This window comes from Microvirga medicaginis (genome assembly GCF_052658925.1).
The window spans coordinates 394,671-414,656 of sequence record NZ_JBQWEL010000001.1; the positions used below are offsets into that span (position 1 = coordinate 394,671).

17 protein-coding genes are annotated in these 19,986 nt (G+C 61.8%); 15 read left to right on the forward strand and 2 right to left on the reverse strand.

Translation table 11 applies throughout. From position 1 onward, the window contains the following. The first annotated feature begins 4 nt into the window (after nucleotides 1–4). From ACUXUR_RS01875 to lpxB, 15 genes are all read left to right on the forward strand, one after another. Nucleotides 5–1,561 (forward strand): DHA2 family efflux MFS transporter permease subunit, encoded by a 1,557-nt coding sequence (locus ACUXUR_RS01875; protein ID WP_445500625.1) that lies wholly within the window; start codon nucleotides 5–7, stop codon nucleotides 1,559–1,561. 385 nt (nucleotides 1,562–1,946) lie between these two features. Next, the gene (locus ACUXUR_RS01880; RefSeq protein WP_445500626.1) at nucleotides 1,947–2,963 is read left to right on the forward strand and encodes a 30S ribosomal protein S2; all 1,017 of its coding nucleotides are present in this window, start codon (nucleotides 1,947–1,949) and stop codon (nucleotides 2,961–2,963) included. Nucleotides 2,964–3,177: 214 nt separating this feature from the next. Further along, complete coding sequence (gene tsf, locus ACUXUR_RS01885) at nucleotides 3,178–4,107, forward strand: translation elongation factor Ts (protein WP_445500627.1); 930 nt, start codon at nucleotides 3,178–3,180, stop codon at nucleotides 4,105–4,107. 165 nt (nucleotides 4,108–4,272) lie between these two features. Further along, the gene (gene pyrH / locus ACUXUR_RS01890) at nucleotides 4,273–4,986 is read left to right on the forward strand and encodes a UMP kinase (protein ID WP_084730790.1); all 714 of its coding nucleotides are present in this window, start codon (nucleotides 4,273–4,275) and stop codon (nucleotides 4,984–4,986) included. Nucleotides 4,987–5,166: 180 nt separating this feature from the next. Next, entirely contained in the window at nucleotides 5,167–5,727 is a 561-nt protein-coding gene (gene frr / locus ACUXUR_RS01895) for a ribosome recycling factor (protein ID WP_445500628.1), read from the forward strand. 30 nt (nucleotides 5,728–5,757) lie between these two features. After that, entirely contained in the window at nucleotides 5,758–6,525 is a 768-nt protein-coding gene (locus ACUXUR_RS01900) for an isoprenyl transferase (RefSeq protein WP_445500629.1), read from the forward strand. A 26-nt stretch (nucleotides 6,526–6,551) separates the two neighbouring features. Continuing rightward, nucleotides 6,552–7,385, forward strand: a complete 834-nt coding sequence (locus ACUXUR_RS01905; RefSeq protein WP_445500630.1) for a phosphatidate cytidylyltransferase — start codon at nucleotides 6,552–6,554, stop codon at nucleotides 7,383–7,385. A 6-nt stretch (nucleotides 7,386–7,391) separates the two neighbouring features. Further along, on the forward strand, nucleotides 7,392–8,558 hold the full coding sequence (gene dxr, locus ACUXUR_RS01910; RefSeq protein WP_445500631.1) for a 1-deoxy-D-xylulose-5-phosphate reductoisomerase: 1,167 nt from the start codon (nucleotides 7,392–7,394) through the stop codon (nucleotides 8,556–8,558). 30 nt (nucleotides 8,559–8,588) lie between these two features. Next, entirely contained in the window at nucleotides 8,589–9,731 is a 1,143-nt protein-coding gene (gene rseP / locus ACUXUR_RS01915) for an RIP metalloprotease RseP (RefSeq protein ID WP_445500874.1), read from the forward strand. 212 nt (nucleotides 9,732–9,943) lie between these two features. Further along, nucleotides 9,944–12,301, forward strand: coding sequence for an outer membrane protein assembly factor BamA (gene bamA, locus ACUXUR_RS01920; protein WP_445500632.1), 2,358 nt, complete (start codon nucleotides 9,944–9,946; stop codon nucleotides 12,299–12,301). 36 nt (nucleotides 12,302–12,337) lie between these two features. Further along, a complete protein-coding gene (gene lpxD, locus ACUXUR_RS01925) occupies nucleotides 12,338–13,402 on the forward strand; it encodes a UDP-3-O-(3-hydroxymyristoyl)glucosamine N-acyltransferase (protein ID WP_445500633.1) in 1,065 nt (354 codons plus the stop codon). Between the two features lie 37 nt (nucleotides 13,403–13,439). Next, nucleotides 13,440–13,904 carry a 3-hydroxyacyl-ACP dehydratase FabZ gene (gene fabZ, locus ACUXUR_RS01930; protein WP_445500634.1) on the forward strand — a complete coding sequence of 155 codons (465 nt, stop codon included), beginning with the start codon at nucleotides 13,440–13,442 and terminating at the stop codon, nucleotides 13,902–13,904. After that, nucleotides 13,904–14,713 carry an acyl-ACP--UDP-N-acetylglucosamine O-acyltransferase gene (gene lpxA, locus ACUXUR_RS01935; protein WP_445500635.1) on the forward strand — a complete coding sequence of 270 codons (810 nt, stop codon included), beginning with the start codon at nucleotides 13,904–13,906 and terminating at the stop codon, nucleotides 14,711–14,713. The genes fabZ and lpxA overlap by 1 nt, the downstream gene beginning before the upstream one ends. 6 nt (nucleotides 14,714–14,719) lie before the next feature. Beyond that, entirely contained in the window at nucleotides 14,720–15,637 is a 918-nt protein-coding gene (locus ACUXUR_RS01940; RefSeq protein ID WP_445500636.1) for an LpxI family protein, read from the forward strand. Further along, complete coding sequence (gene lpxB, locus ACUXUR_RS01945; RefSeq protein WP_445500637.1) at nucleotides 15,630–16,805, forward strand: lipid-A-disaccharide synthase; 1,176 nt, start codon at nucleotides 15,630–15,632, stop codon at nucleotides 16,803–16,805. Before ACUXUR_RS01940 ends, lpxB begins: the two co-directional genes overlap by 8 nt. A gap of 242 nt (nucleotides 16,806–17,047) precedes the next feature. Here lpxB and gltA read toward each other — a convergent pair whose 3' ends face one another. Both gltA and gltX read right to left on the reverse strand, forming a co-directional pair. Further along, the gene (gene gltA, locus ACUXUR_RS01950; RefSeq protein WP_445500638.1) at nucleotides 17,048–18,337 is read right to left on the reverse strand and encodes a citrate synthase; all 1,290 of its coding nucleotides are present in this window, start codon (nucleotides 18,335–18,337) and stop codon (nucleotides 17,048–17,050) included. A 174-nt stretch (nucleotides 18,338–18,511) separates the two neighbouring features. Next, the gene (gene gltX, locus ACUXUR_RS01955; RefSeq protein ID WP_445500639.1) at nucleotides 18,512–19,942 is read right to left on the reverse strand and encodes a glutamate--tRNA ligase; all 1,431 of its coding nucleotides are present in this window, start codon (nucleotides 19,940–19,942) and stop codon (nucleotides 18,512–18,514) included. Nucleotides 19,943–19,986 lie beyond the last annotated feature (44 nt).

Below are 19,986 nucleotides of genomic sequence, written 5' to 3' on the forward strand. Positions count from 1 at the left end.
GGCGATGACGGCGGGCATTGTGCCGGACGAATTCGTTTCGTTTCGCACCTGGGCAGGTTTCTGCGCTATGGGACTCGGCATGTTCATGGCGATCCTGGACATCCAGGTCGTGGCCACGTCCCTGCCGGAAATCCGGTCTGCACTCGATATCCCGCCAGATCAGATGAGTTGGGTGCAGACTGCCTATCTCATTGCCGAGGTGATCTCGATTCCGCTGACTGGCTGGCTGACACGCATGCTGACCATGCGCGGTCTGTTCACGATCGCCGTCGCCATCTTCACGACGGCCTCCATCGGCTGTGCCGCGAGCACCGGATTCGCTTCGCTGACGACATGGCGGGTGCTGCAAGGGTTCGCGGGAGGGACGCTGATTCCTTTGGTCTTTTCAGCGGTCTTCCTGCTTTTTCCGAAAAACATCGAGCCGGTTGCGACCACCATCGCCGGCGTCCTTGCCGTCCTGGCACCGACACTGGGTCCCGTCGTCGGCGGCTGGATCACGCAGACCTATTCCTGGCATTGGCTGTTCCTGATCAACGTCGCTCCCGGCCTTGCCGCCGGCCTGGTCGGCCTGTTCTGCATGCCGCGGGACCGTTCGAACCTCGGCTTGGCACGTGCATTCGATTGGCTCGCATTGGTCAGCATTGCTTTATGCCTTGCCGCCCTGGAAATAGGATTGAAGGAAGCCCCCCACCGTGGGTGGCTGTCGCCGGGTGTCTTTGCGATCTTCGCTCTCTGTATTGTTGCAGGAAGTCTTTTTGTCACCCGTTCATTGCGGACCTCAGAGCCTGTCGTGGACCTGTCGGCTCTCCGCGATCGGCGCCTTGTCGTCGGGTGCGCATTGAGTTTTCTCACCGGCATCGGACTTTATGGTTCTGTCTACCTCATGCCTGTCTTTCTCTCCTTCGTACGGGGCCATGGGGCGCTGCGTATCGGAGAGATCATGTTGGTCACCGGTGTCGCACAACTCGTGTCCGCTCCTCTCGTCATTCGGGCGGAACGCCGGGTCAACGCTGTCGTCCTCACAATCATCGGATTTGTACTCTTCGGCCTTGGCCTCGGTCTGAGCGCATTTCAGCCGCGTGATGCAGACTTCTATGAGATGTTCTGGCCGCAGATAATTCGCGGCATTGCGATCATGCTCTGTCTTCTGCCTCCGACGCGCGTCGCGCTGGGGCATCTTTCGCCCGAGCGCGTGCCCAATGCGAGCAGCCTGTTCAATCTCATGCGCAATCTCGGTGGCGCGATCGGTCTTGCCCTGATCGACACGGTGATTTGGACCCGTGCTCCCGAGCATTCACGGGTCCTGCTGGCCCGTCTCACGACAGGGGATCTTGAGGCCGCGCGTGCCATCGGTATTCCCGAAAGCTTCCTGTCGGGACCCTTGCCGTCTCCCGATAATCCCATGGTTCAGGCCTATGTGCGTCCGCTGCTCGAGCGTGCGGGGCTGGCCGCGGCAACGAACGAAGCCTGGGCGATGATTGCCTCCTTCGCTCTTATGGGCCCGATCATTCTCATCCTGTCAGGCTTGACGAGGGAAGCGGCCTCTATCGCTGAGCCATAGTTCCGCAATTGCCGGTAACGATGTGAAAACGAGGTGGGGGCGGGGAAGCGGGCGATTCGACCTTTCGCATCATGGCGGAGCATGTGAGCCGGGGCATCTGGAGAGGGGACCCGCTGACCAGATCCCTGAAAAATGAGACAAAGCGCAAGGCTCTGGGGACAAGCAGAGCCCTAGGAACCCAGGGATAGGCCAGACATTCGCGATCTTCCGCAGACCTTTGTCTCCTGTGGGCTCTTACCTTGCCATTTCAGCTTGCGTTTTGAGCCGTTTACCCCTATATGCGCCCCCATTCCACACGCGGAAACCGCCTCGTGAGCCCATGAGGTATCCCGGTGGCCGGCAGGGCCGGTCCACTGTTCCGCGGAGGCTTAACCGGAGAAAAACTATGGCGCTTCCTGATTTCTCGATGCGTCAGCTGCTGGAAGCTGGCGCTCACTTTGGCCACCAGGCCCACCGTTGGAACCCGAAGATGGGTCAATACATCTTCGGCACCCGCAACAACATCCACATCATCGACCTCGCTCAGTCGGTCCCGATGCTGCACCGCGCCCTCCAGGCCGTCAGTGACACGGTGGCCAAGGGCGGTCGCGTGCTCTTCGTCGGCACGAAGCGTCAGGCTGCTGATGCCGTTGCCGATGCTGCCAAGCGTTCGGCTCAGTACTATGTGAACTCCCGCTGGCTCGGCGGCATGCTCACCAACTGGAAGACGATCTCCGGCTCGATCCAGCGCCTGCGCAAGGTCGACGAGATCCTCGCCGGTGGCGGCCAGGGCCTCACGAAGAAAGAGCGTCTTATGCTCGCTCGTGAGAAGGAGAAGCTCGAGCGTGCTCTCGGCGGCATCAAGGACATGGGCGGCACGCCTGACCTGATCTTCGTCATCGACACCAACAAGGAACAGCTGGCGATCAAGGAGGCGAACCGCCTCGGCATCCCGGTTGCTGCCATTGTCGACACGAACTGCGATCCGGACGGCATCGCTTTCCCGGTCCCGGCCAACGACGACGCCGGCCGTGCGATCTCGCTCTATTGCGACCTCGTTGCCCGCGCCGCTCTCGATGGCATCTCCCGTGGTGCTGGCGCCATGGGCATCGACATCGGCGAGTCCGAGAACCCGATGGCCGAAGAGCTCCCGGCAAATGATACCGCCGCCTATGAAGGCGAGCAGTTCGAGCGTCTGGCCGCTCCCCGCGGCGCTCCGGACGATCTGACCAAGCTGAACGGCGTTGGCCCGCAGCTCGAGAAGAAGCTGAACGAAGCCGGCATCTTCCATTACTGGCAGCTGGCCGCCATGCAGCCGGGCGACATCGCCCAGCTCGACAAGGACCTGAAGCTGAACGGCCGCCTCGAGCGTGACGGCTGGATCGATCAGGCCCGCGCGATGATCGAAGCCGCTGCGGCGTAAATCTCTTGGCGCCGCCTGCAGCGCATCGTGCGGAAAAGTGGATCCGGTTTTCCGCCATAAACGATGCGCTACTCTATAGGGGCATCGGATGGACCCCAAAAGTGCAAATCCACTTTTGGGTCTGATGCTCCGGCGGCGCTTGAACGAATGATCGAGCCCGGCGTTCCATGAGCGCCGGGCTCCCTCTATGCAAGAACCTGTGAAAGGATAAGCCATGGCGAATATCACCGCTGCGATGGTGAAGGAGCTGCGCGAGACGACCAGCGCAGGCATGATGGACTGCAAGGCTGCTCTCGCCGAAACCAACGGCGACATGGAAGCCGCCATCGACTGGCTCCGCAAGAAGGGCCTCTCCAAGGCTGCCAAGAAGGCCGGCCGCGTTGCTGCCGAGGGACTCGTTGCCGTCGAGTCGTCCGGTCATACGGCCACCATCCTCGAGGTCAACTCGGAGACGGACTTCGTTGCCCGCAACGACCAGTTCCAGGCTTTCGTCCGCGAGGCCGCCAAGATCGGCCTGAACGGCAACGGCACCATCGAGTCGCTTGAAGCCGCTACGTTCCCCGGTTCGTCCACGACCGTGAAGGATCGCCTGCAGGAGCTCATCGCCACCATCGGCGAGAACATGACCCTGCGCCGCATCGCGAAGCTTGAAGTCTCGAAGGGCGTGATCGCAACTTACGTGCACAACGCTGTCGCCGAGGGTCTCGGCAAGATCGGCGTGCTCGTTGCGCTTGAGTCCGAGGGGGACGTTGAGGCTCTCAGCACGCTCGGCCGTCAGATCGCCATGCACGTGGCTGCGACCAGCCCGGTTGCTCTCGACGCTTCGGGCGTCGACCAGGCCACCATTGACCGCGAGACCGCGATCCTGCGCGATAAGAACGCCGGCAAGCCGGACAACGTCATGCAGAAGATCATCGAGAGCGGCCTGAAGAGCTACTTCAAGGAAGTCACGCTCCTCGAGCAGCCCTTCGTGCACGATCCGTCCAAGACTGTGACGCAGGTGCTGAAGGAAGCCGAGTCCAAGGCCGGCAAGCCGGTCGCTCTGAAGGCCTTCGTCCGCTACGCTCTCGGCGAGGGCATCGAGAAGGAAGAGGCCCCAGACTTCGCGGCAGAAGTCGCGGCCCAGGCCGGTCTCAAGGCCTAAAGCAAGAAACAAAAACGGCGGCTTCTCAGCCGCCGTTTTCATGAGAAGGCTACAAATCCGGCAAACTCTCCTGAACCCTATCCTTTGAGATGGCCCGAAGCCCTCATCTGGATAATGGCTTCCGGCGAGCCATGCTGAAATGATCGCGAAACGAGGAGACCGACAGTGGCACAATTCCGGCGCATTCTGGTGAAGCTTTCGGGAGAGGCCTTGATGGCTCCCGATGGATATTGGTTGGATTCCGAAGTCCTTTCCCGCTTGGCCCGGGATCTCGCCAGAGCCACCAAGGCCGGATTCGAGATCGCTGTCGTGATCGGCGGCGGCAACATCATTCGCGGCGCGCGCATGAGCGCTGCCGGCTGGATCGACCGTCCCACCGCCGATTCCATGGGCATGCTCGGCACCGTCATGAACTCCCTGGCCATCGAGACGGCCCTGAACGCTGCAGGCGTTCCGGCCCGCACCATGTCGGCTGTATCCATGCCGACGATCTGCGAAACCTATGCCCGCCAGCCCGCTCTGCATCACCTGGACAAGGGACAGGTGATCGTACTTGCCGGCGGCACCGGTAACCCGTTCTTCACCACCGATACCTCGGCGGTGCTGCGTGCAGCGGAACTCAGGTGCGATGCGGTGCTGAAGGCGACCCAGGTAGATGGCGTCTATTCCGCCGACCCGAAGAAGGATCCCAGCGCCGTCCGCTTCGATCGCCTCACCCATGACGAAGCCATCGCCAAGGATCTGAAGGTGATGGACACGGCCGCCTTCGCCCTGGCCCGGGAGAGCAAGCTCTCGATCATCGTCGGTTCGGTCCACGCGCCGAGCTCGGTCACCGATCTCCTGCTCGGAAATGTGCCGTCGACAATTGTGGTCCCGTAAGGCGCATCGTGTGGAAAAGTGGTTCCGGTTTTCCGCACAAAACGATGCGTCACTCAAAAAGGCATCGAATGAGTCCCAAAAGTGGTGCCCACTTTTGGGTCCGATGCTCTGGGGCCTTGATGCGGGACCTTGGGCAGCGTAAGCCCGTTTCTAGAGAGTTCGCGTAAGGAAAAGATCTCCATGGCTACGACCTTTGACCTCGCCGATGTCAAGCGCCGAATGCAGGGCGCCATCAACGCTTTCAAGAACGACCTCGCCAGCCTGCGTACGGGCCGCGCTTCGCCGAACCTTCTCGACCCGATTCAGGTCGATGCCTACGGCTCGCTGCTGCCGATCTCGCAGGTCGCCACCGTCAACGTCCCGGAGCCGCGCCTGCTCAGCGTTCAGGTGTGGGATCGCGGCATGGTTTCTGCCGTGGAAAAGGCCATCCGTGAGTCGGATCTTGGCCTCAATCCGCAAACGGAAGGCCAAGTCATCCGCCTGCGCATCCCCGAGATGAACGAGCAGCGTCGCAAGGAGATGGTGAAGGTCGCGCACAAATATGCTGAAGAGGCGCGCGTTGCCGTCCGCCACGTGCGCCGCGACGGTCTCGACCTGCTCAAGAAACTCGAGAAGGACTCGGTCATCAGCGAGGATGATGCCAAGCGCGATGGTGACCAAGTCCAGAAGGCTACCGATCAGTTCGTTGCTGAAATCGACCACCTGCTGGTGGCCAAGGAAAAGGAAATCATGCAAGTCTGATCAACTTCAGACTTGCATCGGAAACGCATCATGAGCGGCGAAGCCAAGCGGTCGGCTCCCATTCTGGCCCGTCAAGGAACGGGCGAGGGGGCGCCGGCCCATGTTGCCATCATCATGGATGGAAACGGCCGTTGGGCCGCTCAGAGAGGCTTGCCGCGCTTCGAGGGCCACCGCAAAGGCATCGAGGCGATCCGGCGTGCCGTGCGTACGGCCACCGATCTCGGCATCCGGTATCTGACCGTCTACAGCTTCTCCGCCGAGAATTGGCGCCGCCCCGAAGAGGAGGTCTCCTTCCTCATGGGGCTTCTCAAGCGCTTCGTGCGCCACGATCTGGCCGAGCTCCACGCCAACAATGTGCGCGTTCGGATCATCGGCGAACGAGGGGGCTTGGCCTCCGACATTCGCCTTCTGCTGGATGAGGCTGAGCAGCTGACCCGCAACAATACGGGCCTGACCCTGGTGATTGCCTTCAATTACGGCGGCCGCCAGGAGATCGTGAGCGCGGTGCGCGCTCTGGCCCAGAAGGTCAAGGAAGGCACGCTCGATCCGTCCGCCATCGACATGGGCATGATCGGCGAGGCGCTCGACACGCGCGGCATCCCCGATCCGGATCTCGTCATCCGCACTTCCGGCGAGCAGCGGGTGTCGAACTTCCTCACGTGGCAAACGGCCTATTCCGAGTTCGTCTTCCTGCCCGATTTCTGGCCCGATTTCGACGAGGCGATCTTCAAGGCCGCCATTGATGAGTATTCCCGCCGCGACCGGCGCTTCGGCGGCCTGAGCGCCAAGGCTAGCTGACGATGGCTTCCCACGAAGGCCCCGCCTTGACGTCAAGCGCTCCTAAACCACCCACAAGCGAGCTGAAGACCCGGGTTCTGTCCGCGATCGTGATGGTCGCGCTGGCTTTGGGAACCGCCTATTGGGGCGGCTGGCCTTTTGCCCTGTTCTGGCTCGCGGCCGGCATCGCCGTGATGGTCGAATGGACGGACATGACCAAGGTCGAGCCGCGCCGGATCGTGCAGACAGTTTTCGGTTTGGGAGCTCTGGCTCTCACCGTGCTTTTCCTATCCGACGTGAGCTTCACGGCCGGAGCCGTGACGGCTCTTGTTGCCCTGGCTCTCGGCATGCTGCTCACGAAGGGCACCTACAACAAACTCTGGGCAGCCACCGGCTTTGCCTACGCCATGGTGATCGTTCTCGTGCCGCCCATGGTCCGGGCCTATCCGGACGTCGGCGTTCTCGGACTCATCTGGATGTTCGCGGTGGTCTGGGCGACGGATATCGCCGCTTATTTTACCGGCCGTGCTTTTGGAGGACCGAAGCTCTGCCCCGCCATCAGCCCGAAGAAAACCTGGTCAGGGTTCTTTGGGGGGCTCTTTGCCGCATCTCTTGCCGGCTTTCTGGTCGTGTGGGTGGGCGAGCGCTTCGGTGTGACACATTCCTTTCATCCGTGGGGTACGATAGCACTTTCCATGGTCGCTTCCATTGCAAGCCAGATCGGCGATCTGGGCGAGTCGGCGCTCAAGCGCCATTGCGATGTGAAGGATTCGAGCCATCTTATTCCTGGTCATGGCGGCGTGATGGACCGCCTCGACGGTTTCTGGGCCGTTGCTGTCATTGCCGGTATTGTTCTTCTCGTTGCGTCCGGAGTTACATAATCTTTCATGGTCCGCTCCCTCACGATCCTCGGGGCCACCGGCTCCATTGGCCGCTCCACGGCGGAGGTGGTTCTGGCGCATCGGGATGCGTTTCATGTCGAGGCCGTTGTCGGTGGACGCAATGCGCTGACACTGGCGGAAACGGCCAAGCGCTTGGGGGCCAAGTTCGCAGCTTTGTCCGATGAGAGTGGGGCTGGAGCCTTAAGAGACGCGCTTGCCGGGTCGGGAATTCAGAGCGGGGCAGGCCGCTCCGCGGTGCTCGAGGCGGTGGATCGTCCGTCCGAGATCATCCTGGCGGCCATCAGTGGAACCGCCGGTTTGGAGCCGACCCATGCGGCTCTGAAGCCGGGCAGGCGGATTGCTCTCGCCAACAAGGAAAGCCTCGTCTGCGCGGGCACTGCCTTCATGACGGATGCACGCCGGATCGGCGCCGAGATCATGCCTGTGGATTCCGAGCATAATGCTCTGGAACATGCCCTGGCGGCAGGGCGGAACGGCGATGTGGAAAAGGCGGTGATAACCGCAAGTGGCGGCCCGTTCCGCACGTGGCCGCGGGAGCAGATCGCCAAGGCCAGTGCCAAGGAGGCCTCGGCTCATCCGGTCTGGTCAATGGGCTCCAAGATCAACATCGATTCCGCCACCTTAATGAACAAGGGGCTGGAGCTGATCGAAGCGCACCACCTGTTCGATCTGGAGGGCGAACGCCTCGATGTGCTCGTCCATCCCGAGGCCATCGTTCATGGCCTCGTCCAATGGGGTGACGGCGCCGTGACTGCAGGGCTTGCGCTGCCGGATATGAAGGTACCGATCGCCAATGCCCTGCAGAATCGCGAACGGCTGTTCATGGACCTGCCCCGTCTCGATCTTGCCGCGATTGGCCGTTTAACCTTCGAGAGAGCAGACGAGGTGCGGTTTCCGTGCCTGGCACTTGCCAAGGCAGCACTTCAGTTCGGAGGGGCAATGCCCACGATTCTGAATGCCGCCAACGAGATCGCGGTCGAGGCCTACATGGCAGACCAAATAGGATTTTATACAATATCTGAGATAGTTGAGGACGTTTGCTCAACCTTCTCTGGAGGCGGGAGGGCTCCGGCGACGGTCGCGGAAGCCTTGGCCATTGATGGCGAGGCCCGAGACATGGCACGGCGCTTCATTCCCGCCAAGCAGGTTTAATGCGCTCTTGAGAGCGTGAAAGGGACGATGATGGGCTGGCTTTCAACAATCGGCGGGGCGACAGGATCGTTCGCTCTGACCATCTTTGCCTTCCTTGTAGTGCTGACGGTGGTGGTCTTCATCCACGAATACGGCCACTACTGGGTCGGACGCCGGTGCGGAATTGGCGTGACGGCCTTCTCCATCGGCTTCGGACGCGAACTAATCGGCTGGACGGATAAGCACGGCACCCGCTGGAAGATCTCCGCTATTCCCCTCGGAGGCTACGTGAAGTTCGTCGGTGACGTGAATGCGGCAAGCGTTCCGGATGCAGAGGGCCTCCAGCAGATGTCGCCCGAGCAGCGGGCTATCAGTTTTCCTCATCAAAGTGTCGCCAGGCGTGCAGCCACAGTTGCGGCGGGGCCGATCGCCAATTTCATCCTGGCGATCGCCATCTTTGCGGGCTTCAACTACTTCAGTGGGAAGATGGTCCTGGAGCCGGTGATCGAGAGGGTTATTCCTGGTAGCGCGGCCGAAGAGGCGGGCTTCCAGCCTCATGACGTCATCCGTTTCATTGACGGCACCCGTATTGAGACCTTCGCCGACATGCAGATGATCGTCAGCTCGAGTTCGGGCGAGGCGCTCAATTTCGTGGTTGAGCGCGACGGTCGGGCCGTGAATCTGACAGCCACTCCCAAGGTGGAGGAGCGGGAGACGCCCTTCGGCAAGCAGCGCATCGGCCTCCTGGGCGTTCAGGCTCCCCAGGACCGCTCAGCTATCAAGAGCATCTCCTATTCCCCTTGGGGCGCCTTGAAGGCTGGCGCCGTTGACACCTGGAATCAGGTGGATCGGACCTTCAACTTCTTGCGCCGCCTAATCCTGGGCCGAGAGTCGATCGACCAGCTCTCCGGGCCGGTGGGCATCGCTCGAATCGCGGGCACTGCCTATGAGGTCGGCGGGATCTACAGCCTGGTGAACCTGATCGGCTTCATGTCCGTCTCGATTGGCCTCATTAACCTTTTTCCCATTCCGCTGCTCGATGGCGGGCACCTTTTGTTTTATGCAATTGAAGCCGTTCGCGGTCGGCCTTTGAGCGAAAGGGCCCAGGAAATCGGCTTCCGGATCGGCTTCGCCTTCGTGGCGATGCTGATGCTTCTGGCGACCTGGAGCGACCTGACCCGCTCGTTCGGATGAGGACTCGTTCACCTTGCCACAGGATTTGTGGTGGGCAGAACGTGACAAGGGCGCAACGCCGGTTAAAAATTGCTACTCTGTTTGTATGGGCCGTTTGCAATAGCGGCGAAAGTTTGTACAAGCGGGGCAGCACCAAATAAGGTTGGGACACCTGTCGCCAGCCCGCGGGCCTGCCCCGCGACGGACAAAGTATAAAAGAAACGGGCCAGTTGATGATGTCGACGACCACGCCACGCCGGAAGAAGCCGGCCGCCACCGCAGTGATTGCCATGAGCGCGCTGATGGCTGGCCTTACCGTTGCGGACAGCGCTCTCGCTCAGCGGGCGCCGCAGACGAGCCGCCGCGCTTCCGCCGCCCAGGGGCCCCTGATCAACCGCGTTGCCATCGAGGGCAACAGCAAGGTCGAGAAGGCGCTCATCGAGGGTGAGCTTCAGACCCGGGCCCGTACGCCCGTGAATCAGGCAACCATCGACGCCGACGTGCAGCGCATCCTGGAGATCTACCGTCGCACGGGCCGTGGTCTTGCCCAGGTTACGCCACGTATCGTGGACCTGCCGAATGGCCGCGTCGACGTGGTCTACACCATCGTCGAGGGCGACAAGACGGGCGTGAAAGAGATTCGTTTCGTCGGCAACAACGAGATTTCCGCCGGCCGTCTGCGTGGCATCATGCAGACCACGGAAACCAACATCCTCAGTTTCCTGAAGAGCAGCGACGTCTATGATCCGGATCGTCTCGCCAATGACCTGGAACTGATCCGCCGTTACTACCTGAAGAACGGCTATGCCGATTTCCGCATCGTCTCCAGCGATGTGACGTTCGACCCCAATGCGGGCGGCTACATCGTCACTATCGCCATCGAGGAAGGCCCGCAGTACCGGGTTGGCAGTGTCAGCATCGATTCCCGCATTCCGACGGTGAATGCTGAGGCTCTGCGCAGCGACCTCTCGATCTCTTCCGGTTCGGTCTACAATGCCGATGCTGTGGAGAAGTCGGTTCAGGCCGTTACCAGGACCGTGGCTCGTCAGGGCAATCCCTTCGTTCAGGTTCGTCCCGTTGGCACCCGTGATCCTTCGACCCGCACGGTCAATCTCGGCTACGTGGTCGAGGAAGGTCCGCGTATCTACATCGAGCGCATCAACATCCGTGGCAACACCCGTACCCGCGACTACGTCATCCGTCGCGAGTTCGACCTGGGTGAGGGCGATGCCTACAACCAGGTATTCATCGACCGCGCCGAGCGCCGTCTGAATAACCTCGGCTACTTCAAGCGCGTTCGCATTTCCAATGAGCCGGGCTCCTCGGCCGACCGCGTGGTCGTGAACGTGGATGTGGAAGATCAGTCCACCGGTGCCTTCTCGATCTCGGGCGGTTACTCGACGGCTGACGGCTTCATCGGTGAAGTTTCGGTCAGCGAGTCGAACTTCCTGGGTCGCGGCCAATTCGTTCGCGTGGCGGGCCAGCTGGGCCAGCGCGCGCACGGCATCGACTTCTCCTTCACGGAGCCGTACTTCCTCGGCTACCGCATGGCTGCTGGTATCGACCTGTTCTCGAAGTTCAGCGATCAGACCAAATATTCCCGCTATGAGAACCGCATGACGGGTGGTCAGCTCCGCCTCGGCCTGCCGATGACGGAAGAGTTCACGCTCACCCTGCGCTACTCGCTGTATCAGCAGGATCTGACGATCCCGAACGATGAGGATAAGCCGTACAACGACTGCTCGTTCCCGATCCCGGGAGTCACGACGAGCACCAACTGTCTGGCGAATGGCGAGGCGTCGCTGGCGATCAAGGAGTCGCAGGGCGACACTCTCACGTCGCTTGCCGGCTTGACCTTCAACTATAACACCCTCGACAGCACCCGCGATCCGCGCAACGGTTTCTATGCCGAAGTGAAGACGGACTTCGCCGGTCTCGGCGGTGACTCACGCTACTTCCGTGCCACTGGCGATGCTCGTTACTACTACGAGATTTTCGAGGATGTGGTGGGTATCGCGCGCGTCCAGGGTGGTCACATCGTCGGACTTGGAAACGACAATGACGGCGCCGATCTGCGGATTGTGGACCACTTCTTCATGGGGCCGTCGCTGGTCCGCGGCTTCGCCACGAACGGGCTTGGTCCGCGCGATATTTCGAGCCCTGACGCCAATGCCAACGCCATCGGCGGCACCACCTATTTCGGCGGTTCGCTCGAAGTCCAGTTCCCGCTCTTCGGTTTGCCGCGTGATCTGGGTCTGAAGGGTGCCGTCTTCGCCGATGCCGGTACGCTCTACGGCTATGAGGGCCCGACCCAATTCAATCCTGGCGGCGGAAGCGTTTTCGATCCCGATGGCGGCGGAGTCTGCGAGCGGGTTGCGGGACAGCCGCAGGATTGCATCAGGGTCCTTGATAGCGACAAGATCCGTTCCTCGGTCGGTGCTTCGCTCCTCTGGAGCTCGCCCCTCGGCCCGATCCGCTTCGACTACGCAGTGGCTCTCTCGAAGGAAGAGGGTGAGCTTCAGGCGGATGGCACGCGGATCGGTGGCGACCGCACCCAGGCCTTCCGCTTCTCTGGCGGTACACGCTTCTAATCGGGGAGGGCGCCTTGATGGCGCCCTCACGTTTTCATGACAGAATCAATTTTCTTTCCGCAAATCCAGACGCTGAACCTGCGTCAGGTGGCGGAGATGGCGCAGACAACGCTCCCCGACGGTGCCGACGGGGAGTTTTTGCTTAAAGGCGTCGCTCCGCTTGAGAGCGCAGGCCCGAATGACTTGGCCTATATGGACAATCCGGCTTATGTGGGCGCCCTAGGTTCCACTCGCGCCGGGGCTTGCCTCGTCACGCCTCGTTTCGCGTCGAAGGTGCCCTCTCACACCATCGCGATCGTGACCCCGCTGGCTTATCGGGTTTTCGCTCAGGTCATGGGCAGGATGTTCCCCTCCGCCATGCGGCCGGAATCCTCCTTTGCCGCCACGGGCATCTCGCCAGGTTCCTTTGTTCACCCGACAGCGCGCCTGGAATATGGCGTCACCGTGGATCCGGGCGCGGTCGTCGGCCCTTATGCCGAAATCGGTGCGGGAACCATCGTCGGCGCTCATACGGTCATCGGCCCGCATGTGAAGATCGGTCGGGATTGTTCCTTGGCGCCGCATGTGACCGTATCCAACGCCTTCATCGGAAACCGCGTCATCCTGCACCCGGGCGTGCGCATCGGCCAGGATGGATTCGGCTTCGCCATGGGGCCGCAGGGGCACCTCAAGGTGCCGCAGATCGGGCGGGTCATCATCCAGGATGACGTTGAGATCGGAGCCAATACCACCGTAGACCGCGGCGCGAGCCGCGATACGGTGATCGGTGAGGGCACCAAGATCGATAATCTCGTCCAGATCGGCCATAATGTTGTCATCGGGCGGCATTGCGTGATCGTGGCCCAGGTCGGCATCGCCGGCTCAAGCACGCTCGAGGATTATGTGGCTCTCGGCGGCCAAGTTGCTGTCAAGGGCCATGTGCGGATCGGCATGGGGGCGCAGATTGCCGCCACCAGCGGCGTGAACGGCGATGTCCCCCCGGGCGCACGCTGGGGCGGCATTCCCGCCCGACCCATGCGCGAATGGTTCCGTGAAATCACCGCATTGAAAAAGCTTGCATCCACGGGCGATTCCGACAAAGACGACGGCGCATCGTCCTAAAATATCGATACGCCAGCCCTATCCGGAGAATTCAGTCATGTCCGAAGCGCCCACCACGCTTCAAACCGCCGATATTCTCGAGATTCTCGAGCTGTTGCCGCACCGCTATCCCTTCCTGTTGATCGACAAGATCATCGATATCGACGGCGACAATTCGTGCATCGGCATCAAGAACGTCACCTTCAATGAGCCACAATTCACGGGCCATTTCCCGTCTCGCCCGATTTTCCCGGGCGTGTTCCTCATCGAGGCCATGGCTCAGACGGCGGGTGCGATCTGCGTGAAGGCCAAGATGGCCGAGCAGGCGAAGCCGAAGCAGGTGTTCTTCATGACGATCGACAAGGTGAAGTTCCGCAAGCCCGTGCAGCCCGGCGATCGGGTCGAGTTCCATATGAAGAAGCTCAACAACCGCCGCAACATGTGGTGGTACAAGGGCGAGGCCAAGGTTGACGGCGTGCTCGTCTGCGAGGCTGAGGTCAGCGCCATGCTGGTGACCGACTGATGGAAACGGTGATTCATCCGACTGCCATTATTGAGGATGGTGCCAAGATCGGGGCCGGCGTCAAGATCGGCCCGTTCTGCACTGTTGGTCCGGAGGTCGAGCTGGGCGAGGGCTGCCAGCTCATGAGCCATGTGGCGCTTGCCGGCAAGACCAGGATCGGCCCCCGCACGCGCATCTTTCCCTTCGCGTCCATTGGCCATATCCCGCAGGACCTGAAATATCGCGGCGAGGCTTCGACGCTGGAGATCGGTGCCGATTGCATGATCCGCGAGGGCGTGACCATGAATCCCGGAACCGAAGGCGGCGGCCTGCGCACCCTTATCGGCGACCGCTGCACCTTTCTTGCCGGCTCTCACGTGGGCCACGACACAAAGGTCGGCAACGACTGCATCCTGTCCAACAATGTGATGCTGGCAGGCCACGTCACGGTCGGCAATTTCGTGATCTTCGGCGGTGGCTCCGCAGTGATCCAGTTTGCCCGTGTGGGCAACCACGCCTTCGTGGGCGGCTTGTCGGGCCTTGAGAACGATCTCATCCCCTATGGCATGGCCATGGGCAACCGCGCGCATCTCGCGGGCCTCAACATCATCGGCATGCGCCGTCGCAACTTCACCCGCGAGCAGATCCACGACATCCGCCGCGCCTATCGCCTGCTCTTCGCAGACGAAGGCACGCTTTCGGAGCGCGTCGAGGATGTGGCGGCTGAGTTCGGTAACCACCCCTTCGTGCACGAAATCCTGGACTTCATCCGTGAGGGCAAGGATCGCTCGATCTGCACGCCCCGGGATCCGGTTAGCTCCTCCGGTTGAGGCTGAATGCAGCCCCAGCGTGAGATAGAAGCAGGAGCCGGCTCCCATGAGCTGGCTTCTTCTGCAAACGGCCCGATTGCCATTGTTGCCGGGAGCGGACGCCTTCCCATTCAGGTCGTCGAGCACCTCGAACAGACGGGGCAGGATTATCGCGTGCTTGCCTTCCGGGGCTTTGCAGCGCCGGAACTGCGCAAGAAAGCCCATGCGAATGTGGGCCTTCTCGATCTCAAGACCATCCTGCACACCCTGGACAGCTGGAAGCCGCGCGCGGTTTCCCTCGTCGGCGCCGTGCGTCGACCGGGCTTTTCCGCATTGCTTGGAGCCTATTCGGCCCTGCGCAACATGCAGGAGGTGAAAGAGGTCATCACCCGTGGTGACGACCAGGTTCTGCGAGGCGCCGTGATGCTCATCGAAGAGCGCGGTCATCGGGTCGTGGGTGCGCATGAGCTTGCTCCGAATCTCGTTGCAGCACGTTCTTTGGGCGGATTCTTGAAACCGAACGAGGATGACCAGCAGGCCATCGCGGTCGGCCTCGATCTGCTCGCTTCGCTTTCGGCTTTCGATATCGGGCAGGGCGCCGTCATCGCGCGCAAGCATGTGCTCGCCATCGAAGGACCCGAGGGTACGGACCGCATGCTGCGCCGAGTTACGGGCCTTCGCCAATCCTGGTTCGGACTTCGCCGTCGGAAAGAGGGCGGGGTACTGATCAAGGCCGCCAAGCGCGGGCAGGATCTGCGCGTTGACATGCCGACCATCGGCCCGCGCACTGTTGCAGAAGCCGCGAAAGCAGGCCTCTCCGGGATCGCCATCGGCGCGGGCTCCACCTTCGTCTTGGAGCAGGAGGAGACCTTGCGCACGGCTGACCGTCTCGGCCTGTTCCTCATCGCCGTCGACCTGCCCTGGATGGAGGCCGCTCGTGGCTGATCCGAAGCCGTTGAACATCTGGATCGTGTCGGGCGAGGAATCGGGCGATCAGCTCGGCGCGAAGCTCATACGTGCCCTGAAAACCCGGCTCGGAGCAGAGCGCCTGCGCTTCTGCGGTGTCGGTGGGCACGCCATGGAAACGGAGGGCTTGAAGAGCCTCTTTCCGTTGGAGGACATTGCCGTCATGGGCATTGTCGCCGTCATTGCTCGGCTGCCGACGGTATTGAACAGGATCAATCTGACTGCCGATGCGGCCGTGGTCGCCAATCCGGATTTGCTCGTCATCATCGACAGTCCCGATTTTACGCACCGTGTCGCCAAGGCCGTGCGCAAGCGCGCACCGCATATTCCAATCGTCGATTACGTGAGCCCTTCGGTCTGGGCCTGGCGTCCGGGCAGGGCCGCCAAGATGCGCGCCTATGTTGATCACCTCCTGGCGCTCCTGCCCTTCGAGCCGGAGGCGCACAAGCGCCTCGGCGGGCCGCCGACCACCTATGTGGGCCATCCCCTGATCGAGCGGGTGGGCGAGTTCAGGCCCGCACCCGGCGAGCGAAATTTTCACAAGGATGAACCGCTTAATCTCCTCGTGCTCCCCGGCAGCCGTCGCTCCGAGGTGAGCCGTCTGATCGAGACCTTCGGTGAGACGTTGAAGCTGCTTCAGCAACGCTCGCCCCGTGCTTTCGAGGTCACGCTCCCGGCCGTGCCGCATCTGGCGCAGGAGATCCGGGAGCGCACGGCCTCCTGGAGCGTGAAACCGTGCATCGTGGAAGGCGAGGCCGCCAAGTGGCAGGCCTTCCGCAGCGCCGACGCGGCACTGGCTGCTTCAGGCACCGTGACCCTTGAACTCGGCCTCTCCGGCATCCCGATGGTAGTGGCCTACAAAGTGTCGAAAATCGAGGCCGTGATCCTGCGTCCGCTCATCAAGGCGCAATCCATTGTCCTCACCAATCTCGTGCTCGGCGAAAACGCGATTCCCGAGCTCATCCAGGAGGATTGCACGCCGGAAACCCTGGCAGCGGCGCTTCTGCCGCTTCTGTCCGACACGCCGGAACGAAAGCGCCAGGAGGCCGCTCTCCAGCGCCTCGATGAGCTGATGCGGATCGGCGACGAGATGCCGAGCGAACGTGCGGCGCGCATTGTGGAGGAGGTGCTGGAAGCGCGTCGATAGTTACGCACTCCGACATCATATCCGCCACCTTTTGCCTCAACCTCCTCCTGAGGAGCAGATGAAGTCTGCGTCTCGAAGGAGACTCTAGTGTGCACTGGATCATCTTTCGAGACGGTCGCGATGCGACCTCCTCAGGAGGAGGGGCATGCTTCAAGGCGTGAGCAGTCGCGGCAAGTGTAGCCGTGACCATAAAAGACAAAGGGGCCTTTCGGCCCCTTTCTCGTGTCCGTTTCCGGATGATCTTACCCGCGCTGGGCGAGGGTCACGTAGTCGCGCTCCGGCGCGCCGGTGTAGAGCTGGCGCGGACGGCCGATACGCTGGGACGGATCCTCGATCATTTCGCTCCACTGGGCGATCCAGCCGACCGTGCGGGCCAGCGCGAACAGCACCGTGAACATCGACGTGGGGAAGCCCATCGCCTTCAGCGTGATGCCCGAATAGAAGTCGATGTTCGGGTAGAGCTTCTTCTCGATGAAGTACTCGTCCTTGAGCGCGATCTGCTCGAGTTCCATGGCGACGTCGAGGAGCGGGTCGTCTTTGATGCCGAGTTCGTTGAGCACCTCGTGGGTGGTCTTCTGCATGATGCGGGCGCGCGGGTCGTAGTTCTTGTAGACCCGGTGGCCGAAGCCCATGAGGCGGAACGGATCGTTCTTGTCCTTCGCCTTGGCGATGTACTCGGGAATACGGTCGGGCGTGCCGATCTCTTCCAGCATCTTGAGGGCGGCTTCGTTCGCGCCGCCATGGGCAGGGCCCCAGAGGCAGGCAATGCCGGCCGCGATGCAGGCGAAGGGGTTGGCACCCGAGGAGCCGGCGAGACGCACCGTCGAGGTCGAGGCGTTCTGCTCATGATCGGCATGCAGGATGAAGATGCGGTCCAGAGCGCGCGCGAGAACCGGGTTCACCTTGTACTCTTCGCAGGGCACGGCAAAGCACATGCGCAGGAAGTTGGAGGTGTAGTCGAGATCATTCTGCGGATACACGAAGGGCTGGCCGATGGAGTACTTGTAAGCCATGGCGGCGAGCGTCGGCATCTTGGCGATCATGCGCATGGAGGCGACCATGCGCTGCTGCGGATCGGAGATGTCGGTCGAGTCATGATAGAAGGCCGAGAGCGCACCGACACAGGCGACCATGATCGCCATCGGGTGGGCGTCGCGGCGGAAGCCGGTGAAGAACCGGTTCATCTGGTCATGCACCATGGTGTGGCGCGTGACGCGGTAATCGAAGTCGGCCTTCTGGGCCGCCGTCGGCAGCTCTCCGTAGAGCAGCAGATAGCAGGTCTCGAGGAAGTCGCCGTGCTCGGCGAGCTGGTCGATGGGATAGCCCCGGTAGAGGAGGACGCCCTTGTCGCCGTCGATATAGGTAATCTTCGACTCGCAGGCAGCGGTCGAGGTGAAGCCGGGATCATAGGTGAACATCCCGGTCTGGGCATAGAGTTTCGAAATATCGATGACGCTCGGGCCGATCGTGCCCTCTTTCACCGCTAGTTCCACGGCCTTGTTGTCAACTGAGAGTGTGGAGTTGGAACTCATGGGTCTTCGCCCTTTCAGCAGGAGGCCGGGCATAACCTAGAGCAACCAAGTATTCGGAGGAGGCCTTCGAGCTTCGGTTGCCGGACCGAGGTCAGCCGGTCGGGTATGAGAATGGTGCCTTCGGTAGCTTATCCGTTGGTAAGGGGCAAGCACATCTAAAGGTGGGTGCGCCTGCTACGCAGCAGGCGCGTCCTTGAGCTGATCCTGAAGCCGCAACAGGGTTTCGTCCTTGCCGAGAACCGCCATCACGTCGAAGAGTCCGGGGGAGGTGGCCCGGCCTGTCAGAGCCGCGCGCAGGGGTTGCGCCACCTGCCCGAGCTTGGCTCCGATGGCCTCCGCATGCTCGCGGATCACCGCTTCCACGCTCTGAGAGTTCCAGTCGGAGATGGCCTGCAGCTTCTCGATAATACCGACCAGACGCGCGCGGCCGTCAGCAAGGAGGCCTGCTGCCTTCTCATCCAGCTTCAGGGGGCGCTGGGCATAGAGGTAATAGGCGCTGTCCAGGAGCTCCACGAGGGTTTTGGCGCGCTCTTTCAGGCCCGGCATGGCGGCGATCAGCTTCTCACGCAGGGCAGGAGTGAACTTGCGGCCCAGATGGTGCTCGTCGCCGCCGAGTTCAGGCAGCAAATCCTCGAGCGCATTCACCAGCCGTCTGTCGTCGGCCTGGCGCATGTAATGGCCGTTGAGATTTTCCAGCTTCGCGAAATCGAAGCGCGCCGGGGATCTGCCGATACTTTCGAGATCGAAGGCGTCGATCATCTCCTGAGTGGAGAAGATTTCCTGGTCGCCATGGCTCCAGCCGAGGCGCACGAGGTAGTTGCGTAGGGCCTCGGGCAGATAGCCCATGCTGCGATAGGCCTCGACGCCGAGCGCGCCATGACGCTTCGAAAGCTTCGCTCCGTCCGGGCCATGGATGAGTGGAATATGCGCCATCTTTGGGACATCCCAGCCCATGGCCTGATAGATCTGCGTCTGACGGGCGGCGTTCGTCAAATGATCGTCGCCGCGGATCACATGGGTGACACCCATGTCGTGATCGTCCACCACCACAGCGAGCATATAGGTCGGTGTGCCGTCCGAGCGCAGCAACACGAGATCGTCGAGATCCTTGTTCTGCCACACCACGCGGCCCTGCACCTCGTCTTCCACCACGGTCTCGCCCTCGGTGGGAGCCTTCAGGCGGATCACGGGCTTTACATCCTTGGGCGCCTCGGACGGGTCGCGGTCGCGCCAGCGACCGTCATAGCGCAAAGGACGGCCCTCCTTGCGGGCGGTCTCGCGCATCTCCTCCAGCTCCTGCTGCGTCGCGTAGCAGTAATAGGCGCGACCCTGGGCAAGCAGGGTTTCGGCCACCTCACGATGGCGGGCAGCGCGGGAAAACTGATAGACTACGTCGCCGTCCCAATCGAGACCGAGCCATGTCAGGCCGTCGAGGATGGCCGCAATGGCGGCTTCCGTGGAGCGTTCCCGGTCCGTGTCCTCGATGCGCAGCAGCATCTTGCCCCCATGCCGCTTGGCATAGAGCCAGTTGAACAGGGCCGTGCGTCCCCCGCCGATGTGCAGGAAGCCGGTAGGCGAGGGAGCGAAGCGGGTGACAACGGTCATCGCAGGGAACCTTAACTTGAAATTCTCAAAAGATTACGCGGCTT

What these genes read in the sequence shown, in the direction of transcription:
- ACUXUR_RS01875 (WP_445500625.1), top strand. Translation starts at nt 5, where the DNA reads ATGACGGCGGGCATTGTGCCGGACGAATTCGTTTCGTTTCGCACCTGG.
- ACUXUR_RS01880 (WP_445500626.1), top strand. Translation starts at nt 1,947, where the DNA reads ATGGCGCTTCCTGATTTCTCGATGCGTCAGCTGCTGGAAGCTGGCGCT.
- tsf (WP_445500627.1), top strand. Translation starts at nt 3,178, where the DNA reads ATGGCGAATATCACCGCTGCGATGGTGAAGGAGCTGCGCGAGACGACC.
- frr (WP_445500628.1), top strand. Translation starts at nt 5,167, where the DNA reads ATGGCTACGACCTTTGACCTCGCCGATGTCAAGCGCCGAATGCAGGGC.
- ACUXUR_RS01900 (WP_445500629.1), top strand. Translation starts at nt 5,758, where the DNA reads ATGAGCGGCGAAGCCAAGCGGTCGGCTCCCATTCTGGCCCGTCAAGGA.
- dxr (WP_445500631.1), top strand. Translation starts at nt 7,392, where the DNA reads ATGGTCCGCTCCCTCACGATCCTCGGGGCCACCGGCTCCATTGGCCGC.
- rseP (WP_445500874.1), top strand. Translation starts at nt 8,589, where the DNA reads ATGGGCTGGCTTTCAACAATCGGCGGGGCGACAGGATCGTTCGCTCTG.
- bamA (WP_445500632.1), top strand. Translation starts at nt 9,944, where the DNA reads ATGATGTCGACGACCACGCCACGCCGGAAGAAGCCGGCCGCCACCGCA.
- lpxD (WP_445500633.1), top strand. Translation starts at nt 12,338, where the DNA reads ATGACAGAATCAATTTTCTTTCCGCAAATCCAGACGCTGAACCTGCGT.
- fabZ (WP_445500634.1), top strand. Translation starts at nt 13,440, where the DNA reads ATGTCCGAAGCGCCCACCACGCTTCAAACCGCCGATATTCTCGAGATT.
- lpxA (WP_445500635.1), top strand. Translation starts at nt 13,904, where the DNA reads ATGGAAACGGTGATTCATCCGACTGCCATTATTGAGGATGGTGCCAAG.
- ACUXUR_RS01940 (WP_445500636.1), top strand. Translation starts at nt 14,720, where the DNA reads ATGCAGCCCCAGCGTGAGATAGAAGCAGGAGCCGGCTCCCATGAGCTG.
- gltA (WP_445500638.1), bottom strand. Translation starts at nt 18,337, where the DNA reads ATGAGTTCCAACTCCACACTCTCAGTTGACAACAAGGCCGTGGAACTA.
- gltX (WP_445500639.1), bottom strand. Translation starts at nt 19,942, where the DNA reads ATGACCGTTGTCACCCGCTTCGCTCCCTCGCCTACCGGCTTCCTGCAC.